Origin of the sequence: Flagellimonas oceanensis, from assembly GCF_003992595.1 — a bacterium.
Lineage (GTDB): Bacteria > Bacteroidota > Bacteroidia > Flavobacteriales > Flavobacteriaceae > Flagellimonas > Flagellimonas oceanensis.
This window is the reverse complement of sequence record NZ_RZNA01000004.1, coordinates 103,788-121,201: the sequence shown is the minus strand read 5'-3', so window position 1 is coordinate 121,201 and position 17,414 is coordinate 103,788. Positions and strand designations below refer to the sequence as shown.

General features: G+C 42.3%; 19 protein-coding genes. 6 read left to right on the top strand and 13 right to left on the bottom strand.

The features are described 5' to 3' along the window. The first annotated feature begins 51 nt into the window (after positions 1-51). On the top strand, positions 52-807 hold the full coding sequence (locus tag EO132_RS02210; protein ID WP_127136402.1) for a sulfite exporter TauE/SafE family protein: 756 nt from the start codon (positions 52-54) through the stop codon (positions 805-807). A gap of 71 nt (positions 808-878) precedes the next feature. Here EO132_RS02210 and EO132_RS02205 read toward each other — a convergent pair whose 3' ends face one another. Next, on the bottom strand, positions 879-3,494 hold the full coding sequence (locus tag EO132_RS02205) for a M14 family metallopeptidase (protein ID WP_127136401.1): 2,616 nt from the start codon (positions 3,492-3,494) through the stop codon (positions 879-881). Between the two features lie 630 nt (positions 3,495-4,124). Between EO132_RS02205 and EO132_RS02200 the strand changes: the two genes are divergently transcribed. Then, positions 4,125-4,691, top strand: coding sequence for a hypothetical protein (locus EO132_RS02200; RefSeq protein ID WP_127136400.1), 567 nt, complete (start codon positions 4,125-4,127; stop codon positions 4,689-4,691). Between the two features lie 89 nt (positions 4,692-4,780). On the opposite strand, the gene arfB is transcribed toward EO132_RS02200, so the two are convergent. The 7 genes from arfB to EO132_RS02165 all read right to left on the bottom strand — a co-directional run bounded on the left by arfB (position 4,781) and on the right by EO132_RS02165 (position 11,954). After that, complete coding sequence (gene arfB, locus EO132_RS02195) at positions 4,781-5,179, bottom strand: alternative ribosome rescue aminoacyl-tRNA hydrolase ArfB (RefSeq protein WP_127136399.1); 399 nt, start codon at positions 5,177-5,179, stop codon at positions 4,781-4,783. Beyond that, positions 5,157-6,152, bottom strand: a complete 996-nt coding sequence (locus tag EO132_RS02190) for an ABC transporter ATP-binding protein (RefSeq protein WP_127136398.1) — start codon at positions 6,150-6,152, stop codon at positions 5,157-5,159. Before EO132_RS02190 ends, arfB begins: the two co-directional genes overlap by 23 nt. A 134-nt stretch (positions 6,153-6,286) precedes the next feature. After that, the gene (locus EO132_RS02185) at positions 6,287-8,443 is read right to left on the bottom strand and encodes a prolyl oligopeptidase family serine peptidase (RefSeq protein ID WP_127136397.1); all 2,157 of its coding nucleotides are present in this window, start codon (positions 8,441-8,443) and stop codon (positions 6,287-6,289) included. Between the two features lie 77 nt (positions 8,444-8,520). Then, the gene (locus tag EO132_RS02180; RefSeq protein ID WP_127136396.1) at positions 8,521-9,534 is read right to left on the bottom strand and encodes an aspartate-semialdehyde dehydrogenase; all 1,014 of its coding nucleotides are present in this window, start codon (positions 9,532-9,534) and stop codon (positions 8,521-8,523) included. 188 nt (positions 9,535-9,722) lie between these two features. Then, positions 9,723-10,130, bottom strand: coding sequence for a large-conductance mechanosensitive channel protein MscL (gene mscL, locus EO132_RS02175; protein ID WP_127136395.1), 408 nt, complete (start codon positions 10,128-10,130; stop codon positions 9,723-9,725). A gap of 77 nt (positions 10,131-10,207) precedes the next feature. Further along, the gene (gene alr, locus EO132_RS02170) at positions 10,208-11,317 is read right to left on the bottom strand and encodes an alanine racemase (protein WP_127136394.1); all 1,110 of its coding nucleotides are present in this window, start codon (positions 11,315-11,317) and stop codon (positions 10,208-10,210) included. Continuing rightward, on the bottom strand, positions 11,310-11,954 hold the full coding sequence (locus EO132_RS02165; protein WP_127136393.1) for a thymidine kinase: 645 nt from the start codon (positions 11,952-11,954) through the stop codon (positions 11,310-11,312). The genes alr and EO132_RS02165 overlap by 8 nt, the downstream gene beginning before the upstream one ends. Positions 11,955-12,113: 159 nt before the next feature. Here EO132_RS02165 and EO132_RS02160 point away from each other — a divergent pair, with 159 nt between their 5' ends. Both EO132_RS02160 and rsmI read left to right on the top strand, forming a co-directional pair. Then, entirely contained in the window at positions 12,114-12,806 is a 693-nt protein-coding gene (locus EO132_RS02160) for a hypothetical protein (RefSeq protein ID WP_127136392.1), read from the top strand. A 48-nt stretch (positions 12,807-12,854) separates the two neighbouring features. Beyond that, entirely contained in the window at positions 12,855-13,529 is a 675-nt protein-coding gene (gene rsmI, locus EO132_RS02155; protein WP_127136391.1) for a 16S rRNA (cytidine(1402)-2'-O)-methyltransferase, read from the top strand. Here the strand turns inward: rsmI and EO132_RS02150 are convergent. The 5 genes from EO132_RS02150 to EO132_RS02130 all read right to left on the bottom strand — a co-directional run bounded on the left by EO132_RS02150 (position 13,526) and on the right by EO132_RS02130 (position 16,158). Continuing rightward, entirely contained in the window at positions 13,526-13,723 is a 198-nt protein-coding gene (locus tag EO132_RS02150; protein WP_127136390.1) for a helix-turn-helix transcriptional regulator, read from the bottom strand. The two genes, rsmI and EO132_RS02150, sit on opposite strands and share 4 nt — an antisense overlap. After that, on the bottom strand, positions 13,720-14,130 hold the full coding sequence (locus EO132_RS02145) for a hypothetical protein (RefSeq protein ID WP_127136389.1): 411 nt from the start codon (positions 14,128-14,130) through the stop codon (positions 13,720-13,722). The genes EO132_RS02150 and EO132_RS02145 overlap by 4 nt, the downstream gene beginning before the upstream one ends. Positions 14,131-14,220: 90 nt before the next feature. Then, the gene (locus tag EO132_RS02140; RefSeq protein ID WP_127136388.1) at positions 14,221-14,805 is read right to left on the bottom strand and encodes a Crp/Fnr family transcriptional regulator; all 585 of its coding nucleotides are present in this window, start codon (positions 14,803-14,805) and stop codon (positions 14,221-14,223) included. A 66-nt stretch (positions 14,806-14,871) separates the two neighbouring features. Beyond that, a complete protein-coding gene (locus EO132_RS02135) occupies positions 14,872-15,465 on the bottom strand; it encodes a DinB family protein (RefSeq protein ID WP_127136387.1) in 594 nt (197 codons plus the stop codon). Between the two features lie 90 nt (positions 15,466-15,555). Then, positions 15,556-16,158 (bottom strand): carboxymuconolactone decarboxylase family protein, encoded by a 603-nt coding sequence (locus EO132_RS02130; protein ID WP_127136386.1) that lies wholly within the window; start codon positions 16,156-16,158, stop codon positions 15,556-15,558. Positions 16,159-16,213: 55 nt separating this feature from the next. Between EO132_RS02130 and EO132_RS02125 the strand changes: the two genes are divergently transcribed. Continuing rightward, complete coding sequence (locus EO132_RS02125) at positions 16,214-16,636, top strand: OsmC family protein (protein ID WP_127136385.1); 423 nt, start codon at positions 16,214-16,216, stop codon at positions 16,634-16,636. A gap of 100 nt (positions 16,637-16,736) precedes the next feature. Next, positions 16,737-17,408 (top strand): lysoplasmalogenase, encoded by a 672-nt coding sequence (locus EO132_RS02120; RefSeq protein ID WP_127136384.1) that lies wholly within the window; start codon positions 16,737-16,739, stop codon positions 17,406-17,408. The last annotated feature ends 6 nt before the right edge of the window (positions 17,409-17,414 follow it).

The following is a 17,414-nucleotide window of genomic DNA, read 5'->3' as shown; positions in this document are numbered from 1 at the left end:
GGTTAAAGATAGCTTTTTTGGGTTACTTTTGTGAACCAGTAAAAATTCTTCATGTTTCTTTCCACGTACTCAGATATTTCCGTTGCCGCATGGACCATGGCTGCCACTGCCGTTTTCTTGATGGGGGTCTCCAAAGCAGGACTTAAGGGGATGTCCATCTTTAATGTAACGTTAATGGCTTTGGCTTTTGGTTCCAAGGCATCAACAGGACTTTTTATTCCCCTTTTGATTGTTGGCGACACTTTTGCCGTGATCTATTATAACCGGCATACGCAATGGAAATATATCATTAGGTTTCTTCCTTGGATGATTCTTGGAATCCTCATCGGTGTATTGATTGGAAAGGACCTGCCCGAACGAGAATTCAAGTGGGCCATGGTGGTGGTGATATTCATTAGTTTGGGCATGTTGGTTTCTTGGGACCGACGTAAATCCAAAAAAGTGCCTACCCATTGGCTGTTTTCGGGTTCCATGGGTATCTTCTCAGGGATTTGTACCATGATCGGGAATTTGGCGGGGGCGTTTACCAACATTTTCTTTTTGGCGATGCGTTTGCCCAAAAATGAATTTGTGGGAACGGCAGCTTGGTTGTTTTTCATTACCAATATGTTCAAAATGCCGTTCCATGTGTTTGTTTGGAAAACGATTACCGTGGAAAGTCTGTTGATCAATTTGCGATTGCTCCCTGCCATATTTGTGGGATTGTTTTTGGGTGTTTTCTTAGTTAAGAAAATCAACGAAAAAAATTACAAGCGTTTTATTTTGATTGTAACCGCGATTGGTGCGGTGGCGATTTTGTTCAGATAGAACCACATACGATTCAATAAAAAAAGCCCCGCCATAATTAGCGGGGCTTTTTTACACAAATATTTTAAATATTATTCCGAAGCTCCTTCGTAAATCGCATTAAAAATCAATTTGTAAGTGCCACGGGGTTGCGCCCTAAATTGTGGACGGAACGCAAACAAGATGGCTGACCCTTTTCCGTATTTCGCTTTGACCATCGCTGGTTTTTTGGCAATGTATCGGTTTTCTCCCATGGCCCAACCGCTCATCAACAAGTCATTGGCAGCATAGGTGGCAATCACTTCAACTTGGGGTTCAGGTGCATCTTCGATTTCTTCCTTGCCCCCTTCGCCTGATTTTCTCTGTTTGTCTATCCTGAAAGCTCTACTCTTGTTAAACGAAACGGCAACGGTATCCTTCATTCCGAAGGCCAAAGGATGGCTTGTGTCTATTCCCGTTTTGATCAAGGAACCTGGAATGAAAAAGCGATTGCTGCTCACTCCTGCAACGGCATCGCTCATGGGCAACCCAAATTGTTCAATGACAAAATCACTGGCTTCGTCAAAGGCAATCAATGTTCCTCCTTCGTCCACATAATCACTAAGGGCCACAGAACCTTTTAGGCCAATTCCACCTGTGAATTTTTCGGGCATGCTCAAATTGCTGTGTCCGTGTAAAATGGAACTTGGTCTTTGGGATGGAATGATGATGGCATCATACTGGGAGAGATCCTTGGTTTTAATGTCGGCATCGTGCAAGGTGTCCAAGTCAAATTCGTACTCATCCATTACAAAACGGGTCCATCCTTCATCCATATTGGCCACCCAAGATTTATACAAACCAACTTTGGGCAAATGGATTTTCTTTAATTGAACTTCGGGCTTGGCAGCCAATCCTGTGAATACCAGTCCGTATTCATCTGCCAAGGACTCCATCATTTCCTTGTCGCCTGATACAATGTAAGACCCTGCTGGGAAGGTTTCTTTTCCGGCCTTGAATTCCGTCATGCTCTTGTATGCGGTTCCTCCAGCTTTCAAAACCTTGTTTGTGGCAATCACGGAAGCGTTGGTATTTACATTTAATGCATATCCAAAGGAACCGTTCCTGTTTACATCGCCTTGGTAGTATTTTACAAGACCGGTAACTTTTTCGGTTGGGGCCTTGAACGACTCAGTAATTTTATCCACATCAATGCCCATTTGCATTGGCAAAGTCCATCCCGCCAAATCGTATGGGGTGTCCGGAGGTCCGCCTGGATATTGGAAACGTGTGGGGTAATCCTGTTTTTCCATGAGGTCCATCAAGTAGGGCCTAAAAGCTTGTGCTGTGTAGATGACATAGGAACCTTTTTCATATTCCTTACCATTGACGGTAAAGTCTCTGGTTGCTTTTTCAACTTCGATACCACCTTGAAGCAACACATTTACCAAATTAACGGCCTCAAAAGAATCCCATTGCTCTTTGTCGATGATGTAGGCGAACAAACCTTCGGTCTTACCTTTTTCAACGGCGGATTTACCCATTTTGTAAATATTGAGCAGGTAATTGCTCTTACGGTCAGCTGCAAGGTCCAAAGTGGCCCAAGTGGCGGTCAACATATAATCCACGGCATCCCTAAAATGGGACTCTCCACCTTTCCATGGATCTGGGTACATAATGTCCGTGCCATCGGTAGGGGTGCCACCGGCAACGGTTTTAGGTAATTTTTCAGGGTCGTAGAACCTTGGTGTAGGGGTTGTGTGTCCGGTTTCGGTCAATATACCAATCATGTTGTGGTAATAGGGTACGGTACGACCACCTCCGTTCCAGAACATGGTATAATAGTTGTCTGCAATGGCCCCGGGCATGTTTTCAAGGGAAAAACGCTTGGTCATGGCAGAACCAACCTCACTTACAGCCGCTGTAATGGCGGGGTGAATTTTTGGGTTTACTGGATCGGCATAAGGAGGGAGCGAAATCTTGGTCCAGGAAGGCGAGGATTGGTGATGATTGTATACAATTTGCGGATACCATTCGTTGTAAAGCATTTTGGTTACGTTGTAGGTTTCCGGCATATTGTTCATAAACCAATCCCTGTTGTTATCGTGCCCCATGTAATAGTGATAGAGAATCGGAGGCCGCGAAGTTTCATAAGGAGTGCCGAGGTTTTTACGATACCAGTCCACGACAATGTCCAGTCCGTCCGGGTTCATTACCGGCATGAGAAGGGTAATCACGTTTTCCCTGATTTTTTTCATTTCCGCCGTTTCGGAGGTAGCAAGGGTATATGCCAGCTCGGAAGTCATTTGACCATGGGCCAACTCTGTGGAATGCATACCACCATCGATCCATACAATGGCTTTTCCTTCTTCGGAAAGTTTTACGGCTTCTTCATTCCCTACTTGAACGCGAGCAAGTTTGGTGCTGATGTCTTTCCATTTATCGAGCTGTGCCAAATTTTCAGCTGTGGAGATGAACATGAGGTACATTTTGCGACCTAATACGGTTTCTCCAATTTCAATTTTTTTAACTCTATCGGATGCAGTGTCCAATTTGGACAAATAGTCTTCAATCTGAGAGTAATCGGCCAATTTGTAATCGGCTCCCACTTTGAACCCATATACATCCTCTGGCGAGGGAACTGTTTGTGCTGTGGAAAATGTAATGCAAGAAAAAGACATCACTACGGAGAGCAGTAATGCTTTTAAAGTTACTTTTTTAGAAGTCATTATTTGAGTTAGTTATAATTTGATTGAAAATTAAGCATTTGTGGTGAAGTAATTAAATCTGGCTATTGGGAATTATAGCGACAGAGGCTTTTTTGACTGTTTTGTAATCTGACAGATGGAAATCCAATGAATTCTCATTGGCCCAGATTTGGTTTTTTGCGCGACGCCTTTTTCTCTGCCGTGATTTTTTTGGATTTCAACCGTTTTTATTTGGAAGGTTTGGTGGGTTTGGTCGGTTTTCGCTTTTTAGGTATGATGAGAGCATTTTTCAGGGTTTCGAAAAAGCGCTTCACTACTAAATCTTTGTTTCGGTGTTGCCTTTGGGCCTCATCACTTTGAAGAATCAAGGAACCATCATTGGTCAATCGGGACCGTAATTTTAATAGGACACGTTGTTTTTCCCTGTCAGATAGGCTTTCTGTATTTCTACTTCATTAGAAAAGCCATATTGTTTTGGAGATTGAGAGAAAACCGTTTTCGAATAACTATGGAGTTGTTGGAAGTGTCATGTAAGAGCAAAGTAATTCCAGAGAAATAGTTAAGATATTGTAAATTATAAGAAAAAGACTAATAAAAAATTTAATTATATCTATATTTAAAAAAGAAAAAGACTACAAATATATATTAATTATGAAAATCAATACATTTTTCTTTGTTCTGCTTGCAATGACATTTTTTAACTGTCAAAAAGATGAATCATTACCTTTAAATACAGAGGCAGAGCCAGTAGCTACAAAAGCAACCTATTATGATGGTACCTCCCTTCAATATAATGGTAATGAAGAATGGTTTGGAAATTTTGGAGGTACAACGGTTTGGTTTCGTGGGGCGTCGCCTCAAGCAATCCAAAATGGAACACGTAGTGTGTGGCAAATGATTGCTCCTCCCAACGGAACTTTATATTACAGTGAAGGAGTTACTTCTTGGGGAGGGTCAAGAACAGGATTCCATATAACTAAAATTTACCTCGGAGAGGATACTGTTGAGCAACACTTAAAAAAAGTGGTAGAGAATAACGATGGGAGTTATTCCATAGTAAGTAGTATAACCTATATCAGTGCATCGAATGGGAGTATTACCTACAATGGAAAGGTAGTGCTTGATGAAGATTGTACACCTACACTTGTGTCGATTGATTCAGATATGCCGTCAGGTTGTTTGCAAGATGATGAGGATATTATAATTATCCCATTTTAGTAAAATGGGAAATGGTTGTTAGACGCTTCTTTGCGAGTGCCTCACAATTGTGCTTGTACAATGTTTTGAGAATAGAACAATAACTTTTCTCAGTACGGTTTTTTGCGAGACGCTTTTTTCTCTGCCGTGATTCTTTTGGATTTTAACCGTTTTTCTTTGGAAGGTTTGGTGGGTTTGGTCGGTTTTCGCTTTTTAGGTAAGATGAGAGCATTTTTCAGGGTTTCGAAAAAGCGCTTCACTACTAAATCTTTGTTTCGGTGTTGGCTTCGGGCCTCATCACATTGAAGAATCAAGGCACCATCATTGGTCAATCGGGACTGTAATTTTAATAGGACACGTTGTTTTTCCCTGTCTGATAAACCTTCTGAAGCGGGTACATTAAAAGTGAGCTCCACCTTGGAGGAAACCTTGTTCACGTGTTGTCCCCCAGCACCGCTACTACGCATGGCCTTAAACTGTAATTCCCTATGTATTTGTTTTTTGTCCAACTTGAAGCCTTCTGTTGATGGTTTCCAAAGATACATTAAGAAAAATGGTTGTTCCTTTTTCCTGTTTTTTGTCTGAATTGAAAAAAATGGTTGTGCCGTCTTCTGCCATTCCTTCGTTTAGATGATGACTTCCATTAAAGAGCGATCGGGTTATCTCGACTTTTAGCCCTGAAGCATCAGAAAATTTGAATTCATGCGGATATACTAAAACGGACCTATCAATCTCGGAATAGGATTTCAAGAGTTTCATGGGGACCTTGTTCACTTGGCCAAACAACGAAGCTGTATAGTGATTCGGAGGGTTTTTATAGAGGCCTTGAGTGTTCTCGTTGGCAATGATCTGTCCTTGTTCCAAGATCAGGGTACGTTCTGCAAAAGGGAGTACATCACTGGGGTCGTGGCTTGCGGTAAGCACCGTAATACCCTGTTTTTTGAGATACAGAAAGAGGTTTCTACGAAGGGAATTACGCTTAAAATTGTCAATATGGCCAAAGGGTTCGTCCAAAAGAAGAATTTCGGGTTCCTGCGCCAGTACTCTGGCCAATGCCACTCTTTGCTGCTGTCCACCACTGAGGTATTTCACTTTGGTCTTGGCGTAGGATTTCATTTCAATTAATTCCAATAGTTCATTGATGCGTTCTTTGTGGGTTTCTGGATCAAAAACAGAAAGGAACTGCCCTATGTTTTCTTCCACAGAAATAAAGGGCATCAAATCAAAGTCCTGTGCCAAATATTTCATGTAAGGTTCGCCTGGAACCAGATTAAAATTGGGCCCTAGCGCTTCAGTGTCTCCCCAAAAAACGGAGCCCTCCTCCACATGAAGCAATCCGTAGATGATTTTGAGCAAGGTGCTTTTTCCCGAGCCACTTTCGCCCATCAAAGCCACATGCTCCCCCGGGGAAACTTCAAAGGAAATGTCCTTTAAAATGGTCTGGTCTTGATAACCGAAAGAATCAATTTGGATTTTTAGCATAAATATAAGTGGCTCATCTGTCAAAAATATGTCAGGGTTAGCGAAGTCGAAACCTAAATTGGTTTACAGATGTTTTGTTCTCGACTACGCTCGAACTGACAATATCATGTTTTGGGAGTTTCTCAGAGATTTTGTCAATCTTTAAACTCCTTAAGAACTTTTTGGTTGGGCAATTCATCATAGCCCATATTGAAAAAGGTAAACCCAAAAATATCGGCATATTGCTCAATGGTCTTGCTGACAGGTGTACCTGCTCCGTGACCTGCGTTGGTCTCGATACGAATCAAAGTGGGTTGTTCCCCAGCCTGTTTTTCCTGTAGCTCTGCTGCAAACTTAAAGCTGTGTGCAGGAACCACACGGTCATCATGATCTCCAGTGGTAACAAGAGTAGCTGGATATTCCGTGCCTTCTTTTACGTTATGCACAGGGGAATAGCCCTTGATGTAGTTGAACATTTCCTCACTATCTTCAGAAGTACCATAATCGTAGGCCCATCCGGCACCAGCGGTAAAAGTGTGGTATCGGAGCATATCCATTACACCTACGGCCGGTAAGGCTACTTGCATCAAATCCGGGCGCTGGGTCATGGTTGCGCCAACCAATAAACCACCATTGGAACCTCCACGGATAGCGAGATATTCTTTTGAGGTATATTGGTTATCAATCAAGTATTCTGCAGCGGCGATAAAGTCATCGAACACATTCTGTTTTTGAAGCTTGGTGCCGGCAATATGCCATTTTTTTCCGTATTCCCCACCTCCTCTAAGGTTAGGAACGGCATATACACCACCCTGCTCCATCCAAACCGCGTTCACAATGCTGAAAGAGGGCGTTAAACTTACATTGAAACCTCCATAGCCATAAAGGATAGTTGGATTTTTACCGTTGAGTTCGGTTCCTTTTTTATAGGTAATGATCATAGGCACTTTTGTGCCATCTTTTGAATTGTAAAACACCTGTTTGGACTCGTAGTCATCAGGATTGAAATCAATTTGGGGCTTCCAATATTGCTCATACTCTCCAGTCTCCACATTGTATTTGTACAATGAGCCTGGTGTATTGTAGTTGGTGAAGGAGAAGTAGAATTCCTTGTCTTCCTTTTTGCCACCAAAACCTCCAGCGCTTCCTACACCGGGCAGTTCGACTTCGCGGACCAGGTTACCTTCATAATCATATTGAAGCACTTTGGAAATGGCATCTACCATGTATTCGGTAAAAAAATAGCCTCCACCAGTTCCTGCCGTCAATACATTTTCGGTCTCTGGAATTAAATCTTTCCAATTGTCTGGTGTTGGATTGGCTGCATCCACAACCACGACTTTTTTATTGGGTGCCTCACGGTTGGTGACCATATATAAGGTAGAGCCTTCGTTATCGATAACGTAGGTGTCAGAATCGGTATCGTCCAAAATGGTAATCAACTCAGGATTCTTTTGGGAAAGATCCATCATAAACAATTTGTTGCCCGATGTGGAAACCGACGCAGAAATAAAGAGATACTTCTGGTCTTCCGATACGGAACCACCTACGTAGCGGTGTTTTTCTTCTGGTGTTCCACCAAAAATGATCTTGTCCTCGGATTGGGGCGTTCCCAATTTGTGATAGTATAATTTGTGTTGGTCCGTTTTTGCTGAAAGTTCGCTTCCTTCGGGTTTGTCGTAGCTGGAATAAAAGAAACCATCGTTTCCTTTCCAAGAGATGCCGCTGAACTTGATATCCACTAAGGTATCCTCCACAATTTCTTTGGATTCGGCATCGATGACAATACCTTTGCGCCAATCGCTTCCGCCTTCGGAGATAAGGTAGGCCGCTTTGGAACCGTCCTTGGTAAAGCTAAGGCCCATCAAAGATGTGGTGCCGTCTTCGGAAAAAGAATTGGGGTCCAAAAAGACCTCTTCTTCCCCATCCTCTTTTTCACGGTAGACCACATATTGGTTTTGTAGCCCATTATTCTTGTAATAATAGGTATAGTCGCCTTCTTTAAAAGGGGAGCCCACTTTTTCGTAGTTCCACAGTTTCTCCAATCGGTTTTTTAGGTCTTCTCGAAAAGGAATCTTGTCCAAATAGCCAAAAGTGACAGCGTTTTGTTCTTTTACCCATGCTTCGGTCTCCTCGCTGCGGTCGTCTTCCAACCAACGATAGGGGTCAGGGACTTCATTTCCAAAATAATTATCTACGGTGTCAACTTTTTTGGTAGTGGGGTAGTTCACAGTAATGGATTCTCTTTTTTTAGTGTTTTCCTGACAGGCTGCAAATAAAACCAAAGCAGCCAACAGACTTATGTTTTTCATGTTTTCTCGGATTGATTCCGATAAAAATACCACAAAAGACACAAACCAATTGGCTGCAATCGATGCTTTAACGAATTTTATGAAACAGCTTCAGAAGTATTTGAAACCAAATTATTCTCCACCAAATACTCCGCAATCTGCACAGCGTTGGTGGCAGCTCCTTTTCTTAGGTTGTCCGCCACAATCCACATGTTCAAAGTATTCGGTTGGGTTTCGTCTCTACGAATCCTGCCCACAAAAACATCATCCTTGCCATTGGCAAAAACAGGCATGGGGTAGGTGTTGGTTTCAGGATTGTCCTGCACTACGATTCCGGGGGTTTCGCTTAGGAGTTGTCTTACTTCCGCCAAATCAAAATCGTTATGGAATTCCACGTTGACAGATTCCGAGTGCCCACCGGCAGTAGGAATACGCACTGCGGTTGCGGTTACCGAAAATGTACGGTCGTCCAATATTTTTTGAGGCTCCCTGGCCAATTTCATTTCTTCTTTAGTGTATCCATTTTCCAAAAACACATCGCAATGCGGCAGTGCATTTCGGTTGATGGGGTAAGGATAGGCCATTTCTCCCTCTATTCCAGCTGCTTCGTTTTCCATTTGCTCAACAGCCTTTACTCCTGTACCAGAAACGGATTGGTAGGTGGAAACGACAACGCGCTTCATTTGATATTTTTTGTGCAATGGGTCCAAGGCCAACACCATTTGAATAGTGGAGCAGTTGGGGTTGGCAATAATTTTATCCTCAGCAGTCAGTTCGTTTGCATTGATTTCGGGCACTACCAATTTTTTGGTCGGGTCCATACGCCACGCAGAGGAATTGTCGATTACGGTAGTGCCAACCTCGGCAAATTTGGGAGCCCATTCCAAGGAGGTGTCCCCACCTGCGGAGAAAATGGCAATATCGGGTTGAGCGGCTACAGCATCTGCCAGACCGATTACGGTATGCTCGTCGTTCTTATAGGTCAGTTTTTTGCCCACCGAACGCTCCGAGGCAACCAACATCAATTCTGAAATAGGGAAGTTACGCTCTTCCAATACTTTCAACATCACTTCGCCTACCATTCCGGTGGCTCCAACAACTGCTACTTTCATTTTTAATTTATTTCTTACCGCAAAGGTACTTTAGTCAGCGAGTTAAACAAGCTTTTTATTCATCAATCAATAAAAAATAACAAAATGTTATAAATAAAACAACCATCAACATGTTAGCGAAACACATTGATGGTTTTTAAGGGTTATTGTGATGTAGCGGCAGTACCGAAATAAGGTACCAACGATTTTTATTTCTTCAACAAATCGCGGATTTCTGCCAACAGTTCCTCTTGGGTCGGACCCTTTGGAGGTTCTGGAGCAGGCTCCTCTTTTTTCTTCATCCTGTTCACTCCTTTAACAATGAGGAACATAACGAACGCGACGATGATGAAGTCGATGACATTGGTCAAAAACGCACCGTAGAGCACTGCTATCTCCCCAATAATCTCTCCCGCCTCATTTGGGGTTCCTTCGGTAATCACATATTTCAAATCATTGAAATCTGCGTTGAACAACAATCCGATCAAGGGGGAAACTATGCCTCCTGTGAACGATGATACCACTTCTTTAAAAGCGGCACCCATGACGAAACCTACGGCGATATCCACTAGGTTTCCTTTCATGGCAAACTCTTTAAATTCTTTTAAAAATCCCATTTTATAGTTGAGTATTGGTTAATCAAAGACAAATTAAGCAAAAAAGCGGTTTGCCGTTCTTCTTCCGAGATAAAAAATCACTTATTTATAACCACTCTTTTTACCCGTTGTGAAATGGCTGTGAGGATTTCGTAGGAAATAGTGCTGGCCGTGGCAGCAAACTTTTCGGCTGATTTTCCTGAGCCAAACACAATGGCCTCGTCCCCTTCTTTGCAATCGATTTCAGTTACATCCACCATGATCATATCCATACAAACATTGCCCAGAATCGGTGCTTTTTTGTTTTTGATGGTCACATAACCTTTCCCTTTTCCGTACTGTCGGCCTATACCATCTGCATGTCCAATGGGCAGGGTGGCGCTCTTTACAGGTTGGTTCGATGTAAACGCCCGATTATATCCCACGGATTCATTGGCATCAATGTGATGGATTTGCGAAATAATCGTTTTCAGGGTGGCGATCGGTCGTAATTCCGCATCCACTTCAGCCTGGTTGCCATAACCGTACAATCCTATTCCACTACGGACCATCTCAAACTGTGCCTCAGGATAATTGATGATGCCCGAAGTGTTCAACATGTGTCGCATGAGCAGATAGCCCAACTTATCCATGAGCATATCGCTCAAATGTTTGAAGCAATTGATTTGATTCAGGCTAAAATTTCGCTCGTTTTTATCTTCGGATGCTGCCAAATGAGAAAAGCAAGACACTATTTTGATACATTCGCTATGCTTACTTTCCTCAGCAACAAAATCAACATCATCTTCCGCAAAACCCAAACGGTTTAAGCCTGTGTTGAACTTAATGTGAACAGGGTAACCTGTCTGTTTCTTCGCCTTGGCCGCTTCAATGAATTGGTTCAGAATATTTCTGGAATATAGGCTCGGCTCCAACTGGTAGGCCATCAAATCATCAAAATTGGACGCCAAGGGGTGCAACACCAAAATAGGAAGCTGAATGCCCGCTTTACGCAACAAAACCCCTTCGCTCACATAGGCAACTGCCAGATAATCGGCACCCAATTGTTCGAGTTCGGTGGCAATGGTTACCATGTCGCTTCCGTAGGCAAAAGCCTTTACCACGCCCAAAAACTTGGTTTCGGGCTTTATTTTGGATCGCAAGTAGCTGTAATTGTGTTCCAAGGCAGCGAGGTCCAAGATCAAAGTTGTTTCCCCGACCTTACTCATTGGGTTTCTCTTTTTTGGAGGTTACTTCTTCCGAGTCCACATCCATTCCCTTTATTTTTTCGCGTAACATGGCCTTGTAGAAAGCTGCTCTGCTCAAAGGTTCATATTCCTCCGTTTCACCAAGCAACACCAAATTATCGTTAAGGGATTTTCTAAAACTATAGTTGGCCAAGTTTCCTGTTCGGGTGCAAACGGCGTGCACTTTGGTCACGTATTCCGCTGTGGCCATCAGTGCGGGCATGGGGCCAAAGGGATTGCCCTTGAAATCCATATCCAATCCAGCGACCACCACGCGAATGCCCCTATTGGCCAAATCGTTGCAAACGGTTACGATTTCATCATCAAAAAATTGGGCTTCGTCAATACCGATCACATCACAATCATCCGCCAAAAGTCGAATGTTGGCAGCAGCCGGGACAGGAGTGGACCTGATTTCGTTGGAGTCGTGGGAGACCACCATTTCTTCATGGTAGCGGGTGTCCACAATGGGCTTGAAGATTTCTACCTTTTGCTTTGCAAATTGGGCGCGCTTGAGCCTTCGGATCAGTTCTTCGGTCTTTCCGGAAAACATGGAACCGCAAATCACCTCAATCCATCCAAACTGTTCCTTAGGGTTGACTGTGTTTTCGAGAAACATACCGTATTTTTGAAAGAAATTGTTTGTTTTCCCGTTATATTGGGACGACCACAAAGCTACTAAAAAATCGCACCCCTGTTTTCAATAAGATTTTAACCTTTTGTTGATAGGGTGTTAGCAAAATCATTATATTTTTAAAGGTAAGAAATACTTAAAGCTATGATACGGAAATTGAGGGAAGAGTTGATCAAGTTGTCCACCGAAATAATCACTGCTCGTGAGGACACTGATCTTGCGGCACTTTATGAAAAATCCAAAGAGATTTATGAGAAGTTGGCCGTTTTGAAATTCATAGATGAAAAATTGAGCGATGTTGAGGTGGATGTTTCCCAAAATGTGATAGCCTCTAGGTTCGAGAAAATGGCCAATGCTGTTTTAAGCGGAAACACTTCCGTGCCCGAAAGCAATCCACACCAAGAAGATATTATCAATACACCTTCTATGGACACGATTAAGAATATCGTTTCCGAGATGCCTTCCAATGCAGATTTGGAAAAGGTGTTTGCCGAGTTCGTGGCCAAACCCGATTTCATGAAAAATGATAAGGAAAATGTTACCCCAACGGAGAATACCGAAGTGCCTACTCCTCAGAAAAAGCCAAAATCCTTAAACGATCGATTGGCCAAGGATTTTCAGGTGGGGCTCAACGATAAATTGGCCTTTGTAAAGCACCTTTTCAACAACAGCATGGAGGATTACACGCGTGTACTTTCGCAGCTTACCACCATCGATTCCGAGGAACGCTCTATAGCCTTTATCAACAATATGGTAAAGCCTGAGTATAAGAATTGGGAGGGTAAGGAAGAGTACGAAGCCCGCTTTATGGCACTTATCGAACGAAGATTCGCATAAATTCATTTTTCCAAGATTAATTTAAAAGCAAGACCGTAACTTTGGTCCATGGGAAAGCTATATCTGGTTCCGACACCAATAGGAAATTTGGAGGACATGACGCTTCGTGCCATTAAGGTACTCAAGGAAGTTGATGTGGTTTTGGCGGAAGATACCCGGACCAGTGGCAAGCTGCTCAAGCATTTTGAGATTGATACCCCTTTGCAGAGCCACCATATGCACAACGAACATCGACAAGTTGAGGGCTTGGTGCAAAAAATGAAGGAGGGCAATACTTATGCCCTTATTTCCGATGCTGGTACCCCAGCTATTTCCGATCCAGGATTTTTATTGACCCGCGCCTGTGTGGAAAACGATATTGAAGTGGAGTGTCTGCCCGGAGCAACTGCCTTTGTTCCTGCTTTGGTGAACAGCGGATTGCCCAACGACCGATTTGTTTTTGAAGGGTTTTTACCTGTGAAAAAAGGCCGTCAGACCCGACTTTTGGAACTTGCCGAAGAAACACGAACCATGGTTTTTTACGAATCGCCCCATAAGCTCCTTAAAACTTTGACCCATTTTGCCGAGTATTTTGGGGAGGACCGACCTGTTTCCGTATCCAGGGAATTGACCAAACTATATGAAGAGACCGTTCGCGGAACCGTAATGGAAGTATTGGAACACTTCAACAACAAGGCGCCCAAAGGAGAATTTGTGATTGTGGTTGGTGGACGTAAGGATTAATCCTCATCAATAATAAATAATTCCTCCACAGGAAGATTGAACAATCTGGCCATTTTTAATGCCAAGGTAACCGAAGGATTGAATTTATCCTTTTCTATGGCATGAATGGTCTGTCTAGAAACGCCCAATTCTTTGGCCAATTCGGCTTGGGTCATATCCAATCGTGCTCTTTCTACTTTTACCAAATTCTTCATAAATGAGCCTCTTTTTTGAAGTAGAATATGACCAAAAACAATACCATGAATAATGATAGAACCATGTCTAAACTAACTTCATAATAAACGTCAAAAAGATAAATTGCCAAGGCAATAATCAATAAGATAATTATGGTAGTCTGATAGGATTGTAATCTGATTAATCTTATAAAGTCATCTTCAACTTTTTCTTTGGAAAACATATAGATCAAAAGACCTATCACTGGCAGAACATCAAAAAAGCTTGAAAGTGTATTGCCAAGTAAATCTTCAAAGAAATGATGTGTTCCAGTGGGCGCACCATTGAATCCATCCATAAAATGATCACCTGCCACAAAGATGAGGGAGATTAAGAAAATGAAAAGACCAAGTCGTTTGCCCCAGTTTGGTAGTATTTGAACATCCATTTGCTAGTATTTTTGTCTAAAAGTAAATAAAACTTTACATTTTTACAAATATTATGGCTTTATTGAAGTATTTCAATGGGCAAAGAAAAATCAGTACACATTGGCCGCCCTCAATCGGCTGAAAGTCTCGGGTTTCATGTTGAGGTAGGATGCCAGGTATTTTTGTGGAATTACCTTTAATTCTTCTGGGCATCTTTTCATAAAGGCAACATAGCGTTGCTCGGCAGTAAGGGTTAAAAGTTCCACCTCTCTGGACAATCGATCAAAAAGCACGTCCTGAAAAAAAAGATGTCCCCACTTATAAAAAGAGAAGTGGTTTTTGAACATCTCATCATAGTCCTGTTTGCATAAGACCAATAATTTAGAGGGTTTCAAAGCTTCCAAGAAAATTTTTGAAGGTTCTCCTTTTACAAAGGAATCAAACACGCCTGAAGGACTGCCGGTGTAGGAAAACCCCAAAACCACTTTTTCGCCTTTTTCATTTAGAACATAGATTGCTTGTACACCCTCCAGAACAATATAAAAATTACGCTCTATGCTTTCCGCTTCCGTAATTATATCATATTGATCAAATGATTTCAGTGTCCAAAGGGATGTAAAATGTTTTTCTTCATCTTCGGATAAATCAAGATTTGAGAAGAAAGATTTCAAAATAAGGGATGCCTTGTCCTTCATTGTTCAGAATGACTTGGTTTCCATAAAAATAGGAATAATACAGTTGGGGCAATTTTCCACTGTAAATTACTGAGTCAAGACTTTCTGTTGATTTAAAATTTCATCGATTTGAACCATATGCCGTTCCAAATGGCACAACAGAAACTCAAAACTTTCCGGGGGATAGAACTTTACAATGGGTCCTATCCCTGAAGTGATTTTAATTTTGGAAACATCTTTATTTCTGCTTTTTAGGATTGAATCCTTCAGGTGGCCGTGAAGCTCAAAAAATTCACGAAAAATCTCTTTCACTTTTTCCTTCCCTATTATATTTTTCCTGTCCAACAAGGGTTCAAATCGTTTCATGGTCTTCATTTTCCATTTTCTTCGGGTTCCTTTGGGACGTTGCATTTCAATGATCATTTTTTGCCAAGGTCTGGCTCTAAAGGGTTTTTGCTCTTCATTTGAATCGGTCATCTTGGGAATTACTTCATCTAACTGATTTCGATAAGGGCCGTAGGCAATATTCAAGTGTGCCAATACTTCAATAATGCTCCAGGTATCCGGAATCGATACGTTTGTTAGCACATCTGTATCGAGTTCTTGTAGGGACTTTACATTGTTGAGCACAATGTTCAATCGTTGAATTTGGTTTTCAGGTGTTAGGAATAATTTGGCCATACGCTTAAAAATTGTTGTTGATTTAAAACCACAAATTTTAAGGTAATCAAGCACATAAATGTTGATGCAAATCAAGAAATCACATACATATCAATATCTGCTGCCATCATGCTTGCCCTTTTGCCAGCCTACTTCGCCCAAATACTTCTCTGCGCTTTCCACCGCTCCATCTTCAATGGATGTTCCCATGGAATCGTTCCAGCGGTTGAGGTAGCCAAAAAGTGAAATGACCCCCATCATTTCCACGATTTCGCCATCATTCCAATGCTGGTGTAATCGCTTTTTAATATCGGCATTAACCGTGTTCGGCACCTGGGAAGCTGCCAGGGCAAAATCCAGTGCAGCCTTTTCCGCGTCGGAGAAAGCGCTGTGTGTTCTGTACTCCCAAATATTATCCAATTGCTCTTGTTCGGCGCCATACCGCTCGGCCGCCCTAATGGCATGCGCTTGGCAGTAACGACAGCCCGTGGCATTGCTGCTTACCCAAGCAATCATCCGCTTTAGCGCAGAGGTTACTCGTCCCTCATTGGCCATTACCGCTTTGTTAAGGTTGATAAAAGCCTTGGAAATCGCCGGTCTGTGCTGCATGGTCAGCACGGAATTGGGACAAAACCCAAGGGTTTCGTTAAAGAACTCAGCCAATGCTTTGGTTTCGGGGTCGTGTTCGGGGGATAGGGGATTTACTAAGGCCATGGTTGAGATTATAAATTGTATTTTTGAACTCCACAAGAAACAAAAATTAAACTTCATGACAAATCACATAACTACCAAATGGTTGGGTGAAATGGCTTTCGAGAGCAACAACCCTTCTGGACATACTGTACGAATCGATGCCGGTGAAGAAAGCGGTGGCTCGGGTGCCGGTTTGCGCCCCAAAGCCTTAATGTTGTCAGGATTGGCCGGTTGTTCTGGTCTGGATGTGGCTTCGCTCATCAAAAAAATGAAGCTGGAAGTTGACGATTTTAAGATAGAGACCATAGCCAACCTTACCGATGAGCATCCCAAATATTATGATTCCGTGGTTGTTGAGTATCATTTTACGGGAGCCAATCTAAACGAGGACAAACTTAAAAAAGCGGTAGACCTTTCCGTGGAAAAGTATTGTGGCGTAATGGAAATGTTCAGAAAATTTGCCAAATTGGACATCAAGATTTTCTATCACAACAAATAGGCAGGATACAAAGGACAATAACCTCATGTTCCTTTTTGACGATATTGGATTCATTGAAAATTCTATTATTGTATGCCGTAGACATTAAAATTAAAATCAGATGTGGCTAAAAGAGAATGGGTTATATGTACTGTTGGCTATTTCGGTTATCTTGGCAATTCTAGGGGTAACCACCGCTAACTTCATCTTTAAATCGGGTACTGCAGGCATGGGGATTATTATCGTCCTTTTGCTCAATGCGGGTTTAAAAAAGAGTGCGAAGGATACGTGGTGGATTCTTGCGGCATTTTTGTTTTCCATCATAGGGGATTGGTTCTTGTCCAACATGAACGGGGATAGCCTTATGTTCGTCAAAGGCATTGCCCTTTTCTTTTTGGCACACGTAGGGTATCTTCTTTATGCTTTGGCCAATGGTCGCATTAAAGAAGTCTTCACGAGTATTTTATTGGCGGCCTATTTGGCATTTTTCTTTTTGGTGCTCTATCCCACTTTTACGGATGTTTCTTTGATGGTCGCATCGTTGGTGTATTTGCTCATCTCCTGTTTTTCTCTGGGAGCAGCTATGGGAATGAAGGGCAATCCAACGGCAAAACGAAGCTTTATTTTCGGAATTGTTCTCATTATTTTTTCTGATACCATCATCGCCTTTAAAGAATTTGTGGACTATCACATCTTCGATTTTCTGATTACACCTACCTACTACCTCGCCCATATTTTCATCACATTTTCACTCATCAAAAGATTCGAAAGCGACGCCCCAACATCAAACTAATACCTA

Coding starts and splice junctions, on each gene's coding strand:
- EO132_RS02210 (WP_127136402.1), top strand. CDS start 52: ATGTTTCTTTCCACGTACTCAGATATTTCCGTTGCCGCATGGACCATG.
- EO132_RS02205 (WP_127136401.1), bottom strand. CDS start 3,494: ATGACTTCTAAAAAAGTAACTTTAAAAGCATTACTGCTCTCCGTAGTG.
- EO132_RS02200 (WP_127136400.1), top strand. CDS start 4,125: ATGAAAATCAATACATTTTTCTTTGTTCTGCTTGCAATGACATTTTTT.
- EO132_RS02190 (WP_127136398.1), bottom strand. CDS start 6,152: ATGCTAAAAATCCAAATTGATTCTTTCGGTTATCAAGACCAGACCATT.
- EO132_RS02185 (WP_127136397.1), bottom strand. CDS start 8,443: ATGAAAAACATAAGTCTGTTGGCTGCTTTGGTTTTATTTGCAGCCTGT.
- EO132_RS02180 (WP_127136396.1), bottom strand. CDS start 9,534: ATGAAAGTAGCAGTTGTTGGAGCCACCGGAATGGTAGGCGAAGTGATG.
- mscL (WP_127136395.1), bottom strand. CDS start 10,130: ATGGGATTTTTAAAAGAATTTAAAGAGTTTGCCATGAAAGGAAACCTA.
- alr (WP_127136394.1), bottom strand. CDS start 11,317: ATGAGTAAGGTCGGGGAAACAACTTTGATCTTGGACCTCGCTGCCTTG.
- EO132_RS02165 (WP_127136393.1), bottom strand. CDS start 11,954: ATGTTTCTCGAAAACACAGTCAACCCTAAGGAACAGTTTGGATGGATT.
- EO132_RS02160 (WP_127136392.1), top strand. CDS start 12,114: ATGATACGGAAATTGAGGGAAGAGTTGATCAAGTTGTCCACCGAAATA.
- rsmI (WP_127136391.1), top strand. CDS start 12,855: ATGGGAAAGCTATATCTGGTTCCGACACCAATAGGAAATTTGGAGGAC.
- EO132_RS02150 (WP_127136390.1), bottom strand. CDS start 13,723: ATGAAGAATTTGGTAAAAGTAGAAAGAGCACGATTGGATATGACCCAA.
- EO132_RS02145 (WP_127136389.1), bottom strand. CDS start 14,130: ATGGATGTTCAAATACTACCAAACTGGGGCAAACGACTTGGTCTTTTC.
- EO132_RS02140 (WP_127136388.1), bottom strand. CDS start 14,805: ATGAAGGACAAGGCATCCCTTATTTTGAAATCTTTCTTCTCAAATCTT.
- EO132_RS02135 (WP_127136387.1), bottom strand. CDS start 15,465: ATGGCCAAATTATTCCTAACACCTGAAAACCAAATTCAACGATTGAAC.
- EO132_RS02130 (WP_127136386.1), bottom strand. CDS start 16,158: ATGGCCTTAGTAAATCCCCTATCCCCCGAACACGACCCCGAAACCAAA.
- EO132_RS02125 (WP_127136385.1), top strand. CDS start 16,214: ATGACAAATCACATAACTACCAAATGGTTGGGTGAAATGGCTTTCGAG.
- EO132_RS02120 (WP_127136384.1), top strand. CDS start 16,737: ATGTGGCTAAAAGAGAATGGGTTATATGTACTGTTGGCTATTTCGGTT.